12 protein-coding genes and 1 tRNA gene are annotated in these 15,506 nt (G+C 72.0%); 4 read left to right on the forward strand and 9 right to left on the reverse strand.

Going from position 1 to position 15,506, the window contains the following annotated elements:
* Positions 1–180 precede the first annotated feature (180 nt).
* A complete protein-coding gene (gene ppc, locus ACZ4Z5_RS15670; protein WP_468262315.1) occupies positions 181–2,907 on the forward strand; it encodes a phosphoenolpyruvate carboxylase in 2,727 nt (908 codons plus the stop codon).
* Positions 2,908–3,005: 98 nt separating this feature from the next.
* On the opposite strand, the gene ACZ4Z5_RS15675 is transcribed toward ppc, so the two are convergent.
* The 7 genes from ACZ4Z5_RS15675 to ACZ4Z5_RS15705 form a co-directional block, all read right to left on the reverse strand.
* A complete protein-coding gene (locus tag ACZ4Z5_RS15675) occupies positions 3,006–3,722 on the reverse strand; it encodes a hypothetical protein (RefSeq protein ID WP_468262318.1) in 717 nt (238 codons plus the stop codon).
* Positions 3,723–4,025: 303 nt separating this feature from the next.
* Complete coding sequence (locus ACZ4Z5_RS15680) at positions 4,026–4,481, reverse strand: hypothetical protein (protein ID WP_468262320.1); 456 nt, start codon at positions 4,479–4,481, stop codon at positions 4,026–4,028.
* 104 nt (positions 4,482–4,585) lie between these two features.
* Positions 4,586–5,182 carry an aminoacyl-tRNA hydrolase gene (pth, locus tag ACZ4Z5_RS15685; protein WP_468262323.1) on the reverse strand — a complete coding sequence of 199 codons (597 nt, stop codon included), beginning with the start codon at positions 5,180–5,182 and terminating at the stop codon, positions 4,586–4,588.
* A 96-nt stretch (positions 5,183–5,278) separates the two neighbouring features.
* Positions 5,279–5,872, reverse strand: a complete 594-nt coding sequence (locus tag ACZ4Z5_RS15690; RefSeq protein WP_468262326.1) for a 50S ribosomal protein L25/general stress protein Ctc — start codon at positions 5,870–5,872, stop codon at positions 5,279–5,281.
* A 194-nt stretch (positions 5,873–6,066) separates the two neighbouring features.
* Positions 6,067–7,041 (reverse strand): ribose-phosphate diphosphokinase, encoded by a 975-nt coding sequence (locus tag ACZ4Z5_RS15695; protein ID WP_468262330.1) that lies wholly within the window; start codon positions 7,039–7,041, stop codon positions 6,067–6,069.
* Positions 7,042–7,157: 116 nt separating this feature from the next.
* A complete protein-coding gene (gene glmU, locus ACZ4Z5_RS15700) occupies positions 7,158–8,606 on the reverse strand; it encodes a bifunctional UDP-N-acetylglucosamine diphosphorylase/glucosamine-1-phosphate N-acetyltransferase GlmU (protein WP_468262630.1) in 1,449 nt (482 codons plus the stop codon).
* Positions 8,607–8,735: 129 nt separating this feature from the next.
* A tRNA-Gln gene (locus ACZ4Z5_RS15705) sits at positions 8,736–8,809 on the reverse strand.
* Positions 8,810–9,012: 203 nt separating this feature from the next.
* On the opposite strand from ACZ4Z5_RS15705, the gene ACZ4Z5_RS15710 reads away from it, so the two are divergent.
* A complete protein-coding gene (locus ACZ4Z5_RS15710; protein WP_468262333.1) occupies positions 9,013–10,317 on the forward strand; it encodes a sensor histidine kinase in 1,305 nt (434 codons plus the stop codon).
* Positions 10,318–10,518: 201 nt separating this feature from the next.
* Here ACZ4Z5_RS15710 and ACZ4Z5_RS15715 read toward each other — a convergent pair whose 3' ends face one another.
* Both ACZ4Z5_RS15715 and ACZ4Z5_RS15720 read right to left on the reverse strand, forming a co-directional pair.
* The gene (locus ACZ4Z5_RS15715) at positions 10,519–11,007 is read right to left on the reverse strand and encodes an SUKH-3 domain-containing protein (RefSeq protein ID WP_468262336.1); all 489 of its coding nucleotides are present in this window, start codon (positions 11,005–11,007) and stop codon (positions 10,519–10,521) included.
* 10 nt (positions 11,008–11,017) lie between these two features.
* Positions 11,018–11,554 (reverse strand): YwqJ-related putative deaminase, encoded by a 537-nt coding sequence (locus ACZ4Z5_RS15720; RefSeq protein WP_468262338.1) that lies wholly within the window; start codon positions 11,552–11,554, stop codon positions 11,018–11,020.
* 229 nt (positions 11,555–11,783) lie between these two features.
* Here ACZ4Z5_RS15720 and ACZ4Z5_RS15725 point away from each other — a divergent pair, with 229 nt between their 5' ends.
* Together ACZ4Z5_RS15725 and ACZ4Z5_RS15730 are read left to right on the forward strand one after the other, a co-directional pair.
* The gene (locus ACZ4Z5_RS15725) at positions 11,784–12,791 is read left to right on the forward strand and encodes an SMI1/KNR4 family protein (protein ID WP_468262342.1); all 1,008 of its coding nucleotides are present in this window, start codon (positions 11,784–11,786) and stop codon (positions 12,789–12,791) included.
* A 5-nt stretch (positions 12,792–12,796) separates the two neighbouring features.
* Entirely contained in the window at positions 12,797–15,469 is a 2,673-nt protein-coding gene (locus tag ACZ4Z5_RS15730) for an SUKH-4 family immunity protein (RefSeq protein ID WP_468262633.1), read from the forward strand.
* The last annotated feature ends 37 nt before the right edge of the window (positions 15,470–15,506 follow it).

The following is a 15,506-nucleotide window of genomic DNA, read 5'->3' on the forward strand; positions in this document are numbered from 1 at the left end:
AGTGTCACGGGATGTGCGTGGCTGCGTATCTACGGTTCCGTAACCTACGCCTTCGTAAGTATGGCAGCGGAGCGGCGGCCGACGGCAAGAGGGCGCGAAGGGGCACCTATCCTGGTGACGTCGGACAGCGCGGTCCGCACACCCCTCCGGACGTGCTCGAAACTGCAAGGAGCCGCACCTGTGAGCAGTGCCGACAACCCCACCACGAGCGCGGAACTGCGCGCCGACATCCGCCGACTGGGTGACCTCCTGGGCGAGACGATCGTCCGCCAGGAGGGCCCGGAGCTCCTGGAGCTCGTCGAGCGGGTGCGCGCCCTCACCCGCACGGACGGCGAAGCCGCCGCCGAGCTGCTCGGCGGCACCGAGGTGGAAACCGCTGCCAAGCTCGTACGAGCCTTCTCCACGTACTTCCATCTGGCGAACGTCACCGAGCAGGTGCACCGCGGCCGGGAGCTGCGCGCCCACCGCGCTGCCGAGGGCGGCCTCCTCGCCCGTACCGCGGACATGCTCAAGGACGGCGACCCGGCACACGTCAGGGAGGCCGTCGCCCACCTCAATGTGCGCCCCGTCTTCACCGCCCACCCCACCGAGGCGGCCCGCCGCTCGGTCCTCAACAAGCTCCGCCGGATCGCGGCCCTCCTGGAGACCCCGGTCGGCGAGGCCGACCGGCGCCGCCACGATCTGCGCCTCGCCGAGAACATCGACCTCGTCTGGCAGACGGACGAACTCCGCGTCGCGCGCCCCGAACCCACCGACGAGGCCCGCAACGCCATCTACTACCTCGACGAACTCCACGTCGGAGCGGTCGGCGACGTCCTGGAGGACCTCGCCGCCGAACTGGAACGGGTCGGCGTCGAACTCCCCCCGGAGACCCGCCCCCTCACCTTCGGCACCTGGATCGGCGGCGACCGCGACGGCAACCCCAACGTCACCCCGCAGGTCACCCGGGACGTGCTGATCCTCCAGCACGAGCACGGCATCACCGACGCCCTGGAGACCGTCGACAGCCTGCGCGGACTCCTCTCCAACTCGATCCGCTACGCCGGCGCCACCGAGGAGCTGCTCGACTCCCTGCGCGACGACCTCGAACTCCTCCCGGAGATCAGCCCCCGCTACAAGCGGCTCAACGCCGAGGAGCCCTACCGGCTCAAGGCCACCTGCATCCGCCAGAAGCTCGTCAACACCCGCGAACGCCTCGCCAAGGGCACCCCGCACGAGCCCGGACGCGACTACCTCGGCACCGCGGAACTCCTCACCGACCTCCGGCTCATCCAGACCTCACTGCGCGAGCACCGCGGCGGACTCTTCGCCGACGGCCGTCTCGACCGCACCATCCGTACCCTCGCCGCGTTCGGCCTCCAGCTCGCCACCATGGACGTCCGCGAACACGCCGACGCCCACCACCACGCGCTCGGCCAGCTCTTCGACCGCCTCGGCGAGGAGTCCTGGCGCTACAGCGACATGCCGCGCGACTACCGCAAGCGGCTCCTCGCCAAGGAACTCCGCTCGCGCCGCCCGCTCGCCCCGACCCCGGCACCCCTGGACGCCGCCGGGGCCAAGACCCTCGGCGTCTTCCACACCGTCAAGGACGCGTTCGAACGGTTCGGCCCCGAGGTCATCGAGTCGTACATCATCTCCATGTGCCAGGGCGCCGACGACGTCTTCGCCGCCGCGGTCCTCGCCCGCGAGGCCGGACTCCTCGACCTGCACGCGGGCTGGGCGAAGATCGGCATCGTGCCGCTGCTGGAGACCACCGAGGAGCTGCGCGCCGCCGACGTCATCCTCGACGAGATGCTCGCCGACCCCTCCTACCGTCGGCTCGTCGCCCTGCGCGGCGACGTCCAGGAGGTCATGCTCGGCTACTCCGACTCCTCCAAGTTCGGCGGTATCACCACCTCCCAGTGGGAGATCCACCGCGCCCAGCGCCGGCTCCGCGACGTCGCGCACCGGTACGGCGTCCGGCTGCGGCTGTTCCACGGCCGTGGCGGCACCGTCGGCCGCGGCGGCGGGCCCTCCCACACTGCGATCCTCGCCCAGCCCTGGGGCACCCTCGAAGGCGAGATCAAGGTCACCGAGCAGGGCGAGGTGATCTCCGACAAGTACCTGATCCCCTCCCTCGCCCGGGAGAACCTGGAACTCACCGTCGCCGCCACCCTCCAGGCGTCCGCGCTGCACACCTCGCCCCGCCAGTCCGTCGAGGCACTGGCACGCTGGGACGCCGCCATGGACACCGTCTCGGACGCCGCGCACGCCGCCTACCGCAAGCTGGTCGAGGACCCCGACCTGCCCGCGTACTTCTTCGCGGCCACCCCCGTCGACCAGCTCGCCGACCTCCACCTCGGCTCCCGGCCCTCCCGCCGCCCGGACAGCGGCGCCGGCCTGGACGGGCTGCGCGCCATCCCGTGGGTGTTCGGCTGGACCCAGTCCCGGCAGATCGTCCCCGGCTGGTTCGGCGTCGGCTCCGGACTGCGCGCCCTGCGCGAGGCCGGACTCGACGGCGTCCTGGAGGAGATGTACGAGCAGTGGCACTTCTTCCGGAACTTCATCTCCAACGTGGAGATGACGCTCGCCAAGACCGATCTGCGGATCGCCCGCCACTACGTCGACACCCTCGTCCCCGACGACCTCAAGCACGTGTTCGGCACCATCGAGGCCGAACACGAACTGACCGTCCGTGAGGTGCTGCGGGTGACGGGCGGCGAGAAGCTGCTCGACTCCGACCCGGTGCTCCAGCAGACGTTCGCCATCCGCGACGCCTATCTCGACCCGATCTCCTACCTCCAGGTGTCCCTGCTCGCCCGGCAGCGGGCGGCCGCCGAGCGCGGCGAGGACCCCGACCCGCTGCTGTCCCGTGCCCTGCTCCTCACCGTCAACGGTGTGGCGGCGGGCCTGCGCAACACCGGCTGACCGGAGCCGTCCCGTACGGCAGTGCCCCCACACCCGTCGGGTGTGGGGGCACCGTGCGTCAGCGGGCTGCCACGGGCGCGGGGCCCGCAGGCCGGGTGTCAGTGGCGGCGGACCCTGCGGCGGCGGGCCACCAGAACGGCACCGGCGCCGATCAGTGCGGCCGCCGCGACGGCGATCGGACCGACCGGCGCGCCCGAACCGGTCTCCGCGAGGTCGCTGTCCCCGACGGTGTTCGGCGACGGCTCGCCGTTCGGCTCGGAACCCTGCCCCGAGGGCCCCGCGGCCGGAATCGACGGATCGGCCGCGGGCTGCTCGGCGGACCCGGTCGGCGAGTCGGTGCCGGGCTCGGCCGACGCAGGCCCGGACGGCTTGTCGTCGGGTTTGCCGCCCGGCTCGTCACCCGGCTTCCCGGGCTCCTCGTTCCCGCACTCGGTCCGGAACACCTTGTGCTTGGCCTTGCCGTTCTCGCCGTCGAAGTTCCAGAAGAGCTTGTAGTGCCCGTCCGGCAGGGCCAGTTCGGCGGAGCGGCCGTGACCCTTGGCGTCGAGCGTGAGCGAACCGCTCTTCACCACGGTGTACGCGCCGGTGGGCGGAACCGCGACGATCTTCCAGGCGACGTCCTGACCGCCGTCGAAGCCGAAGCCGTCGAGGTAGAACGTGCAGACCTTCGGCTCGTTCGCGGGGATCTCGGCGCCGGTGCCGGCGTCATGGATCTTGACGGTTCCGTTGTCGCCGGACGGTGCGGCGTACGCGACGGGTGTGAGCAGCGCGAAGGCCGCCACGGTCGCCGCGCCCGCGAAGGCTGCAGTGCGCATGTGAGCGTCCCAACTCCGGGATGGGGTGAAGGAAGTGTGGAGGCGGCTCAGCCTCGTGCCGGCCGACGGGACGGTCAAGGAAGATCTCGCCCTGTGTGCACCACTTGACGTACCTGGCCCCATAGGTCCCGCATAACGATCAGGTCACTTTGCCGTGTGTTTCCTCGGCGTTGTGCTGTCCGGGCGGGCTGTCGGCCCCGGCCGTCCGGTGCGGGCCGTCCGGGCCGTGCGGTTGCTCGGAGGGCCTGCGCTTCCTCGCGGAGACCTGTGTTCCTCGGGAAGGCCCGCGCTCCTCGGGACGCCTCAGGGCAGCGCGAAGAACGACGCCACCAGTACGGCCGCTCCCGCGCAGGCCGTGCCCCACGCCGTCCGGGCCAGCCCCAGTCCGCCGCCGAGCACCACGGCGGCCAGCAGCAACGAGCCCCCGAACGGCAGCAGGGAGTGGAGCAGTCCCGCCGCACCGGTCCGCACCACCTCGTCCGTGCCCGGCTTCACCACCACCGGCAACGCGGCGCCTCTGCGCACCGCCACGGAGTTCTCGATCGTCACACGCTCGCGCGCGACCGACATCGAGTCGGGGACGTACGGACCGGAACAGATGTTCTCGCCGCAGGCCGCGACCTTCATCGTGCCGTGCTCCCGGCCCTTGGCCAGGATGATGTGCTGGGCATCGCTCCAGGCGGACCAGACACCGGCGACGACGAGCAGTGCGACGAGGCAGGCCATGGCCGCCCTGCGACCGAAGAGCAGGAACCTCATGGGCCGCGATCCTTGGCCATGGGACCGGGCGCGGTCAACCTCCGGCCGCTCCCGGCACCCGCTGCGGGCCCCGATGCCGGCCCCGCGAGGAGCCGGCCGGCCCGTCAGGAGTTGTAGGCGGACTGCGCCCGCTCCAGACCTTCCGTCACCAGACACTCCACCGAATCGGCGGTCCGGTCCACGAAGTAGTCCAGTTCCTTCCGCTCTCCGGAGGAGAAGTCCTTCAGTACGAAGTCCGCGACCTGCATCCGGCCCGGCGGACGGCCGATGCCGAACCGCACCCGGTGGTAGTCCGGCCCCAGTGACTTCGTGATCGACTTCAGGCCGTTGTGACCGTTGTCACCGCCGCCGAGCTTCACCCGCAGCGTGCCGTAGTCGATGTCCAGCTCGTCGTGGATCGCCACGACGTTCGCCGTCGGCACCTTGTAGAAGTCCCGCAGCGCCGTCACCGGGCCGCCGGACAGATTCATGTACGACATCGGTTTCACCAGGATCACCCGGCGGTTCGCCGGTCCGGGCGGGCCGATCCGGCCCTCCACGACCTGTGCCTGCGCCTTCTGGGCGCGCTTGAACCTGCCGCCGATCCGGTCCGCGAGCAGATCCACGACCATGAAGCCCACGTTGTGCCGGTTCGCCGCGTACTCCGGCCCGGGATTGCCCAGCCCCACGATCAGCCAGGGTGCGGTGACGTCGGTCGTCATACGCGCAGTGTCCCCTCATGTCCTCGAACGGCGGAAGAACGAAAAGAACGGGGCGGCGGGCCGTCACCCACCGCCCCGTCAGGCAGAAGCCGAGGCTCAGGCCTCGGCACCCTCGCCCTCGGCGGCCTCTTCCTCGGCGGCCGGCTCCTCGGCCTGCGCGGCCAGGACCTGGAGGACGACGGCGTCCTCGTCGACGGCCAGGGAGACGCCCTTGGGCAGCGGCACGTCCTTGGCGAGGACGGAGGCACCGGCCTCCAGGCCCTCGACGGAGACGGTGAACGCCTCGGGGATGTGCGTGGCCTCGGCCTCGACCGGCAGGGCGTTCAGCACGTGCTCGAGCAGGTTGCCGCCCGGGGCCAGCTCACCCTCGGCGTGGACCGGGACCTCGACGGTGACCTTCTCGCCGCGCTTGACCAGCAGCAGGTCGACGTGCTCCAGGAAGCCCTTCAGCGGGTTGCGCTGCACGGCCTTCGGGATCGCCAGCTCGGTCCGGCCGTCGAAGTCCAGGGAGAGCAGGACGTTCGGGGTCTTCAGGGCCATGAACAGGGCGTGGCCCGGGAGGTCCAGGTGGACCGGCGCGGTGCCGTGACCGTAGAGAACACCGGGGACCTTGCCCTCGCGGCGGACGCGGCGGGCGGCACCCTTGCCGAACTCGGTGCGGACGGCGGCGGTGATCTTCGCCTCGGACATGTGCACTCCTCTGGAAGCAGTCGGATCAGACAGTGGCGGTCACCCGGCCACGACTGGCCTGCTTCGAAGAGCGCGTCGATAACGGACCGCCGTACACACGGGTACGGCCTCCCTCGCCGAGCAACTTCGACAGTCTACTCGGCGGGGAGGCCGCCCAGGAAATCGATCTGCTGGGGCCTACCGCCCCACGAGGCCTACTGCTCCTCGAACAGGCTCGTCACCGAGCCGTCCTCGAAGACCTCGCGCACCGCACGGGCGATCGTCGGCGCGATCGACAGCACGGTGATCTTGTCGAGCTCCAGGTCGCCCGGGTCGGGCAGCGTGTTCGTGAACACGAACTCGCTCACCTTGGAGTTCTTCAGGCGGTCCGCCGCCGGACCCGAGAGCACGCCGTGCGTCGCCGTCACGATCACGTCCTCCGCGCCGTGCGCGAACAGCGCCTCCGCCGCGGCGCAGATCGTGCCACCGGTGTCGATCATGTCGTCCACCAGCACGCACACCCGGCCCTCGACGTTGCCGACGACCTCGTGCACCGTCACCTGGTTGGCCACGTCCTTGTCGCGGCGCTTGTGCACGATGGCCAGCGGCGCGTCCAGGCGGTCGCACCAGCGGTCCGCGACCCGCACCCGGCCGGCGTCCGGGGAGACGACTGTCAGCTTCGTCCGGTCGACCTTGGTGGCGACGTAGTCCGCGAGCAGCGGCAGCGCGAACAGGTGGTCCACCGGGCCGTCGAAGAAGCCCTGGATCTGGTCGGTGTGCAGGTCCACCGTCAGGATCCGGTCGGCACCCGCGGTCTTCATCAGGTCGGCGACCAGACGGGCCGAGATCGGCTCGCGACCGCGGTGCTTCTTGTCCTGACGGGCGTAGCCGTAGAAGGGCACGATCACGGTGATGCTCCGGGCGGAAGCCCGCTTCAGAGCATCGATCATGATCAGCTGCTCCATGATCCACTTGTTGATGGGAGCCGTGTGGCTCTGGATCAGGAAGCAGTCCGCGCCGCGCGCGGACTCCTGGAAGCGGACGTAGATCTCACCGTTGGCGAAGTCGAAGGCCTTCGTCGGAACGAGGCCGACCCCCAGTTGGGTTGCAACCTCCTCGGCCAGCTCGGGGTGGGCGCGGCCGGAGAAGAGCATCAGCTTCTTCTCGCCGGTCGTCTTGATCCCGGTCACAGCACTGTCTCCTCAGACGTGTCTCTCTGCTGCTGATCCGCCCGTCCCGTGTGCGGCGAGCCAGCCGAATGTGTGCACCTATCACGGTACGCCGTGGGAGACGTACCGCTTTCCGGTCAGCCTTCGCTCTCGACGGCCTCGGCCGCCGCCTGAGCCGCCTGCGCGGCCGCGCTGCCCGGACGCTTGCGGGCCACCCAACCCTCGATATTCCGCTGCTGGCCGCGGGCGACCGCGAGCGAACCGGGCGGCACATCCTTCGTGATCACGGAGCCGGCCGCGGTGTAGGCACCGTCCCCGACTGTGACAGGAGCAACAAACATGTTGTCCGATCCGGTCCGGCAGTGGGAGCCGATCGTCGTGTGGTGCTTGCTCTCGCCGTCGTAGTTCACGAACACCGACGCCGCGCCGATGTTCGTGTACTCACCGATCGTCGCGTCGCCCACGTAGGACAGGTGCGGCACCTTCGTGCCCTCGCCGATCGACGCGTTCTTCATCTCCACGTACGCGCCGGCCTTCGACCTCGCGCCCAGCCGCGTGCCCGGACGCAGGTACGCGAAGGGGCCGACGTTCGCGTCGGGGCCCACCTCGGCCCGCTCCGCGACCGTGTTGTCGACCCGGGCGCCCGCGCCGACCGTCGTGTCCGTCAGCCGGGTGTTCGGACCCACCTCGGCGCCCTCCGCCAGATGCGTCGCACCCAGCAGCTGCGTCCCGGGGTACACGATCGCGTCGCGCTCGAACGTCACCGTCACGTCCACGAACACCGACGCCGGGTCCACCACCGTCACGCCGGCCATCATGGCCCGCTCCAGCAGTCGCGCGTTCAGCAGCCCGCGCGCCTCCGCCAGCTGCACGCGGTTGTTGATGCCCAGGATCTCCCGGTGGTCACCCGCCACCGACGCACCCACCCGGTGCCCCGCCTCGCGCAGGATCCCGAGGACGTCGGTCAGGTACTCCTCGCCCTGGCTGTTGTCCGTCCGCACCTTGCCCAGCGCGTCCGCCAGCAGCCGGCCGTCGAACGCGAACACACCGGAGTTGATCTCCCGGATCGCCCGCTGCCCGTCCGTCGCGTCCTTGTGCTCCACGATCGCCGTCACGGCTCCCGTGGCCGCGTCCCGCACGATCCGCCCGTACCCCGTCGAGTCCGGGACCTCCGCGGTCAGCACGGTCACCGCGTTGCCGTCCGCGGAGTGCGTGTCCGCGAGCGCGGCCAGCGTCTCCCCGGTCAGCAGCGGCGTGTCACCGCACACCACGACCACCGTGCCGTCGACCGTGCCCCCGAGTTCCTCCAGCGCCATGCGCACGGCGTGCCCGGTGCCGTTCTGCTCGTACTGCACGGCGGTGCGCACACCGGGGTCGATCTCGTGCAGGTGCGCGGCGACCTTCTCGCGCTCGTGGCCGACGACCACGACGAGGTGCTCGGGCTCCAGTTCGCGGGCCGCTGCGACGACGTGTCCGACGAGCGAGCGCCCGCAGATCTGGTGCAGGACCTTGGGAGTGGCCGACTTCATGCGGGTGCCCTCACCCGCTGCGAGGACGACGACGGCTGCCGGGCGGTTGGCGCTCACGGGAATGCCCTTCGGCTTCTGGGATGCGGGGATGGACATTCGCAGGATACCGGGGGGTTTCCCGTGAGAAACGAGTGCGGGTCCCGGCCGTGGTGGCCGGGACCCGCACCGAGGCGTCGCCGCTCCCTGCTCCCCCGCAAGGATTCGAACCTTGTCCTGCCAGAACCAAAATCTGGTGTGCTGCCGGGTTACACCACGGGGGACAGTGCCTCAGACCTTACCCGAGGGCGGCCCTCGTGACGGCCACGATTCCCCTTCACCATTCCTCGATCCGCCAAGACGAGTTGGCGCCGCCACGCGGTGCTGTTCCCCCGGGGCCGGAGGCGGCGTTCCGGTCGCAAACCGTGACGTTCCGTGCCGACGCAGTCGCCGGAAAACGACTCGCGCCCGCCCGTACGCTGGACGCATGACCGCAACGGGGGCGTACCGGGAAGCCGTGGGTTCGACCGCCCGCGGCTGGTGGTGGTGGGAGAGAAGGCGCAGTGCCGCGCTGGACATCGGCCTGGGGCTGGCGTCGGCGCTGGAGTGTGCGGCGGAGGGCGTCGCGTTCGCGGGCGAGACCGGGTTGCCGGTGCCGGTGGGCGTGGTGTTCGGGCTGCTGGTCGGATCGACACTGGTGCTGCGGCGCCGGTGGCCGGTGGCGGTGGTGCTGGTCGCGATCGCGATCATTCCGGCCGAGATGGGCTTCCTGCTGGGGATCGTGTCCCTCTACACGCTGGCTGCGTCCGAGGTGCCCCGCCGGATGATCGTCGCCCTGGCCGGAATGAACTTCCTGGGGACGTTCGTCGTGACGTTCGTCCGGCTGCGGCAGAGCGTGGACGGGAGCGGGGACTTCGGTCCGAGCGGCTGGTTCGTTCCCCTGGCGTCCCTCTTCATGTCGCTGGGGTTGACCGGCCCGCCGCTGCTGCTGGGGCTGTACACGGGGGCGCGGCGGCGGCTGATGGAGAGCCTGCGGGAGCGCGCGGACTCGCTGGAGCGCGAGTTGTCGCTGCTGGCCGATCGAGCGGAGGAGCGCGCGGAGTGGGCGCGTACGGAGGAACGGACCCGGATCGCCCGTGAGATGCACGATGTGGTGGCACACCGGGTGAGCCTGATGGTGGTGCATGCGGCGGCGTTGCAGGCGGTGGCGTTGAAGGACCCGCAGAAGGCGGTGAAGAACGCGGCGTTGGTGGGGGACCTGGGCCGGCAGGCGCTGACCGAGCTGCGGCAGATGCTGGGCGTGCTGCGCAGCGGCGGCGAGCCGCCGGCTCCGGTGCCGGTGCCGCTGGCGGCGGTGGGGGAGGCCGCGGCCGCTGCGGCCGCTGCGGCGGCCGAGGGCCGGGGGCCCGGAGTCGCGGACATCGAGGTGCTGGTCGGCGAGTCCCGTGACGCGGGGATGACCGTCGAGCTGGTGGTGCAGGGGGACGCCCGGGCGTACGCGCCGCTGGTCGAGCAGACGGCGTACCGGGTGGTCCAGGAGGCGCTGACGAACGTGCACAAGCATGCGGCGGGGGCGAGGACCTGGGTGCGGCTCGCGCACCGCGATGCCGAGGTGGCGATGCAGGTGGAGAACGGCCCGTCGGACGCCGCCGCGTCGGACGCGGGTCTGCCGAGCGGTGGCAACGGCCTGGTGGGGATGCGCGAACGGGTCACCGCGCTCGGAGGGGTCTTCGTGTCGGGGCCGACGGATTCGGGCGGCTTCCGCGTCTCTGCGGTGCTGCCGGCGGCGTGAGCGCCCCGGGCGGAGTGATCCTTCCCGGACCGGCGGGGTCCCTCCAGGGACCGGTGGGGTCCTTCCGGGACTGGCGGGGTCCCTCCCGAACCGGCTGGACCTGAACCGGCCGGACCTGAACCGGCCGAACTCGAACCGGCTGGACCTGAACCGGCCGGACCTGAACCGGCCGGACCCGAATCGGCAGGCCGTCCCTGGCCGTCAGCCGGAGGTGAGGCGGACGGGGTGGATCCCGGTGATGAGCGTGGCGAGGGCCTGGTCGATGTCCGGGCCGAGGTACCAGTCTCCGGTGTGGTCGATCCCGTAGACACGTCCCTCGGTGTCGATGGCCAGGACCGAGTGCCCGTCGCCTTCCTCGCCGAGTGGTGCGACCTGGGTGTCGAGTGCGCGGCCGAGGTCGGAGAGGGTACGGGCGAGGTGGAGGCCCGCCAGGGGGTCGATGCGGACGGGGGCGACGGCGGTCTGGCGGCCGGGGCCCTGGCCGGAGACGCGAAGGCCGCCGAATTCGGCCCACGCCTCGACGGCCGCGGGGAACACGGTGTGGCGGTGGCCTGCGGGTGAGACGTGGGAGCGCAGGACGTCCGCCCAGTGTTCGGCTTGCTTGATGTCCCAGCGGCCCGGCTGCCAGCCGGCGGCGCGCAGCGCGGCGTCGACGGGTACGGGGAAGCGGGTGGTGCTGGTGTCCGGCATGAGGGGCGGCTCAGTCCTTTGCGGCGGTGGCGGTGTCGACGGGGTGTACGCCGAAGTGGGCGAGTAGCGCGTCGCAGGAGCGGCAGGGCGGCGCATAGCTCCCGTGCAGGGGGTCGCCGTCCTCCCGGATCCGGCGGGCGGTGAGCTTGGCGTGTTTCAGGGAGCGTCGCGCCTCGCTGTGGCTGAGCGGTTTGCGCTGGGCGCGTCTGGACCGTCCGGAGTCGACGGCGGTGATGTGCTGGGAGAGCAGGATCGCCTCGGGACACCGTCCGGTGAAACGTTCTCGCTGGCCACTGGTGAGTGTGTCGAGGAAGTCCTGGACCAGCGGGTGGAGTACGGGTGGCTGGTCGCCCTTGGCGGCGGTGCAGGTGAGCGTGGTCGTGCCGCGTACGGAGAGCGCGGCGGCGACGGTGGGCAGGATGCCGTCCCGGCGGTGGCGCAGTGTGGGATGGGGCACACCGGCCCGGTCGGGCCACGGTGAGGCGGGGCGGCTGCTGTCCCAGTTGACGCGTGGATCTGCTGTTGTTCCGCTTTGTACAGTCTGCATGCTGCCGCTCGTCCCTCCCGTGCAATCCCCCGAGTTGCGGAGACAGCCTGCCAAAGGTGACCGGCGGTACGGAAGCTGGCCTGCTTTTATCCGTATTCGTGTTGCGAACGCGTGGCCAACCGGTCACACCGCCGTGACAGTGCGTCACCGCACGTGGGGCCGGGTTACGGGTGCTGTCCCACCGCATAGGCTGTGTCGCACGAGCCAGCAGCAGCAGGGGGCAACCGCCATGACGACAGGTCCGCTCGGGCTGGGGGCGCCTCCCGGCCCTCAGGGCCGGGGGAACGCCGCGCCACCGAACGCGGCCTACGCCGGACAGATCGTGAACTTCCCGGATCCGGTTCGGGCTTCCCGGCACCCCAGAGGTGTGCGGATGGACGCGAACGGCCATCCGGACTTCTCGCCGTACGCGCGTGCCGCCGTGGAGATCGCCGAACCCCCGGAGGGTTTCGGCGTGGACGAGTTGCGGCTGACGGACTACGTGTCGGCGAACGCGGCGATGCACGCCTCCGGCCACGACCTGTGGGACACGCTCCCCCCGGTGGCGACCCCGCACGGCTGGACGTGGCACCACGTCGCGGGTTCCCGCCGTATGGAACTGGTCCCGGTCGAGGTGAAGGCGCTGCTGCGGCATCACGGTGGGCTCGCCACGTCCGTCGCCGACCAGGGCAAGCGGGGTACGCGTCCGCTGCAGGAGACCCGGCCGGTGCACTTCGCCGTGCCCAAGGGCGCGGTGGCGGTGACCGAGTCGCAGGTCCAGGGAGTCGAAGAGGACCTCGGCTACCGGCTTCCGGGCGCGTACCGGGACTTCCTCAAGGCCGCCGGGGGCTGCGCCCCCGTGGGAGCCGCGCTGGACGCCGAGTTGGGGCTGCTGGTCGACCAGCCGTTCTTCACGGTGCGGGACCAGGCGGCGCTCAACGACCTCGTGTACGCCAACAAGTGTCTGCGCGACCACGTCACCAAGGACTACCTGGGCGTCGGTTTCGTGCAGGGCGGCCTGATCGCGGTGAAGGTCCGTGGTTCCGGCGCCGGTTCGGTGTGGTTCTGCGCGTACGACGACGGCCGTGACCAGGACGGGTGGACCGTGCAGGACCGGGTGGAACGGCTGTTGCTGCCGTGCGGCGGCGACTTCGACGCCTTCCTCCAGCGCCTGGCCGGGAATCCGCCGGAGCTGGAGACCGTGGCGAACCTGATGGTGGACGGCGGCTTCGCGCGTGCCGTCCCGGTGGAGGGGTGAGCGCGATGGTGACCTTCGCGCAGGCGCAGGAGCGCGCGGAAGAGTGGATCAACGGCGACGTGCCCGCGTACCAGCACCGCGAGGTGAAGGTGCGGGAGTTCGAACTCGGCTTCGTGGCCTGGGCGGAGGACCGCCAGGAGGGTCCGAAGTCCGGTGGCGGCCGACAGCGGCTGGTCATCGCCCGCGACAGCGGTGAGGCGACGCTGTGGCCGGGCCTGCCGGTGGGCGAGGTGATCCGCCGGTACGAGGAGGAGTACGGAGCCGTGGCGGCGCCGGACTCCACGCCGCCGCAGGCACCGCAGCGCATCGATCTGAACCAGACGTCGTTCCTGCTGACTCCGCCGGAGTGGCTGCAGGAGGCCGCGGACCGGGCGGGCGTGCCGGGCGGTCGGCCGTCGTCGGACACGGGCGCCGGTTCGGGTTCGGACACGGGCGCCGGATCGGGTTCGGGTGCGGGCGTCGGTTCGGGCGCGGACGCGGGTGCGGGGGTCGTGCCGGGCGAGCGCGTGCCCGCGGCCGCTGCCGCACCGGATGCCGCCGCACCGGCCGTGGCCGACATGGTGGCGCCCGCCGGCCCCGCGTCGGCGCAAGCCGCCCAGACTCCGCCGCCTGCGCCTGCGCCTGCGCCTGCGCCTGCGCCTGCGCCTGCGCCTGCGCCTGCGCCTGCGCCCGGGCCGGGTGGGTCCGGTGTCTCGTGGCCGGCGCCGCCCGCCGCGGATCCCGCGGCGACCGGGGACACGCCCTGGGCCGGCACTGATGTCGGCAACGGTCCGGGCGATGCGTCCGTGCCGCTGCCCGAGACCGTCTTCGCGCCGCCGCTGTCCGGTTCGGACGACGGCCCGTCCGCCCCGGGCGTCGACCCGGAGGCGAAGACCGCGCTGATCTCCGGCGGCAGCCGGCTTCCGAAGACCACGATCGCCCCCGTAGTCGGGCCGGACGCGTCCGACATCGCCGACGCGGCCACCGGCAAGGCGGCACCGCCGCCGCGCGGCGGGCGTGTTCCGGGCCAGACCACCCCGCCGCCGCCCTCGCCTCCGGGTGTCCCGGGTGTCCCGGGTGTTCCCGGCGCCCGCTCCGGCGCGACGCCCCCTCCGCCCGGTCCTCCGGGTGTTCCGGGTACGCCTGTGGGTGGTGTGCACCATGAGGCGACGGTGTTGGCCTCGCCCGCGCAGTTGGGCGGGCCGGTGGGTGGTTCGCTGGGTGGTGGGCAGCCTCCGGCGCCGCCCGGTCCTCCGGGTGTTCCGGGTACGCCTGTGGGTGGTGTGCACCATGAGGCGACGGTGTTGGCGTCGCCCGCGCAGTTGGGCGGGCCGGTGGGTGGTTCGCTGGGTGGTGGGCAGCCTCCGGCGCCGCCCGGTCCTCCGGGTGTTCCGGGTACGCCTGCGGGTGGTGTGCACCATGAGGCGACGGTGTTGGCGTCGCCCGCGCAGCTGGGTGGCCCGGTGGGTGGTTCGCTGGGCGGTGCCCAGCCGCCCGCACCGCCCGGGCCTCCCGGCGTGCCCGGGACCCCGCCCGGCGGTGTCCACCAGGCGGAGACGATGCTGGCCGGACCGAACCCCCGCGTCGCGGGACCGGCCGCCCCACAGCCGCCCGGCCCGCCGCAGGGCGTGCCCGGGGCCCCCGGCCATGGGGCGCCGGGGCACGGGCAGATGCCGCCGCAGGCCCCCGCGTACGGCTATCCGCAGCAGCAGGCAGGGGTGCCGACCGTCGGACCCGGCTACCAGGCCGTGCTGCGCTACCGGGCGGCCGACGGCACCGAGCAGCAGCTGATCCGCCGTTCCGCGCCGGGCACCCCGCACCCCGAGTGGCAGATGCTGCACGAGCTGCGCGCGATGAACGTGCCGCCGCACCAGGTGCTGGAACTGCACACCGAGCTGGCCTCCTGCGAGCTGCCGGGCGGCTACTGCGCCCGGATGATCCGGGAGACCTGGCCGCAGGTGCGGATCACCAGCGTCGCCCCCTACGGGACGGACCACGCCGGCCGCCGTCAGGGCGTGCAGCATCTGCTCACGCACCAGGGCGAGTTGCACCAGGTCGCGGACGGGCCGGCGCGTCCGGCACCGGTACGGGCCCCGCTGCCGCCGCAGCCGCAGGCCGCGCCGGCGATTCCGCCGGAGGCGATCGGGAACGAACTGGTGGGCGCGTTCGGCCCCCAGGGTGTGTTCCGGTTCGACCAGCGGGCGGTGTCCCGGCAGGGTGTGCCGGACATCGTCGCGACGACGCTCGTGTGGGCGGGCCTGCCGGTGGACTTCGGGCCCTTCTTCTGGGCGCAGGCCGTGCCGGGGCAGCCCGTGCCGACGCTCGCCGAACTGGCCGCGCAGCGTGGGCTCCAGCCCGCGTCGGACGCCGCGTCGTACCTGGTCATGGGCAGTGACTTCGGAAAGGCGATCTGCGTCCAGTACGGAACGGCGAACATCGTGGCCGTGCCGGTGGAGGCCGGGCCGGGCGGTCAGCCCGTGCCGCCGCAGTTCGTGAACACGTCGCTCCCGCAGTTCATGCGCTGCCTGGCCCTGCTCGGGCGGATGTGGCGGCTGCGGTTCGGGCTGAACCCCGAGCAGGCGGGCCGCTGGACCGTCGATTTCCAGGCGCAGTTGGCCTCCCTGGACCCGGTGGCCCTGGCGTCGCCGGAGAGCTGGTGGTCGGTGCTGCTGGAGCAGATGTGGGACGGCCTGCTCTGACCCGCGGGGGCCGGCGAGTGTGACCGGGGGCGCCCGT

Source organism: Streptomyces sp. NPDC030222, assembly GCF_055573115.1.

Bases quoted from the DNA above. Each gene is read 5' to 3' on its own strand.
- ACZ4Z5_RS15675 (WP_468262318.1), bottom strand. From the start codon at position 3,722: ATGCGCACTGCAGCCTTCGCGGGCGCGGCGACCGTGGCGGCCTTCGCG.
- ACZ4Z5_RS15680 (WP_468262320.1), bottom strand. From the start codon at position 4,481: ATGAGGTTCCTGCTCTTCGGTCGCAGGGCGGCCATGGCCTGCCTCGTC.
- pth (WP_468262323.1), bottom strand. From the start codon at position 5,182: ATGACGACCGACGTCACCGCACCCTGGCTGATCGTGGGGCTGGGCAAT.
- ACZ4Z5_RS15690 (WP_468262326.1), bottom strand. From the start codon at position 5,872: ATGTCCGAGGCGAAGATCACCGCCGCCGTCCGCACCGAGTTCGGCAAG.
- ACZ4Z5_RS15710 (WP_468262333.1), top strand. From the start codon at position 9,013: ATGACCGCAACGGGGGCGTACCGGGAAGCCGTGGGTTCGACCGCCCGC.
- ACZ4Z5_RS15715 (WP_468262336.1), bottom strand. From the start codon at position 11,007: ATGCCGGACACCAGCACCACCCGCTTCCCCGTACCCGTCGACGCCGCG.
- ACZ4Z5_RS15720 (WP_468262338.1), bottom strand. From the start codon at position 11,554: ATGCAGACTGTACAAAGCGGAACAACAGCAGATCCACGCGTCAACTGG.
- ACZ4Z5_RS15725 (WP_468262342.1), top strand. From the start codon at position 11,784: ATGACGACAGGTCCGCTCGGGCTGGGGGCGCCTCCCGGCCCTCAGGGC.
- ACZ4Z5_RS15730 (WP_468262633.1), top strand. From the start codon at position 12,797: ATGGTGACCTTCGCGCAGGCGCAGGAGCGCGCGGAAGAGTGGATCAAC.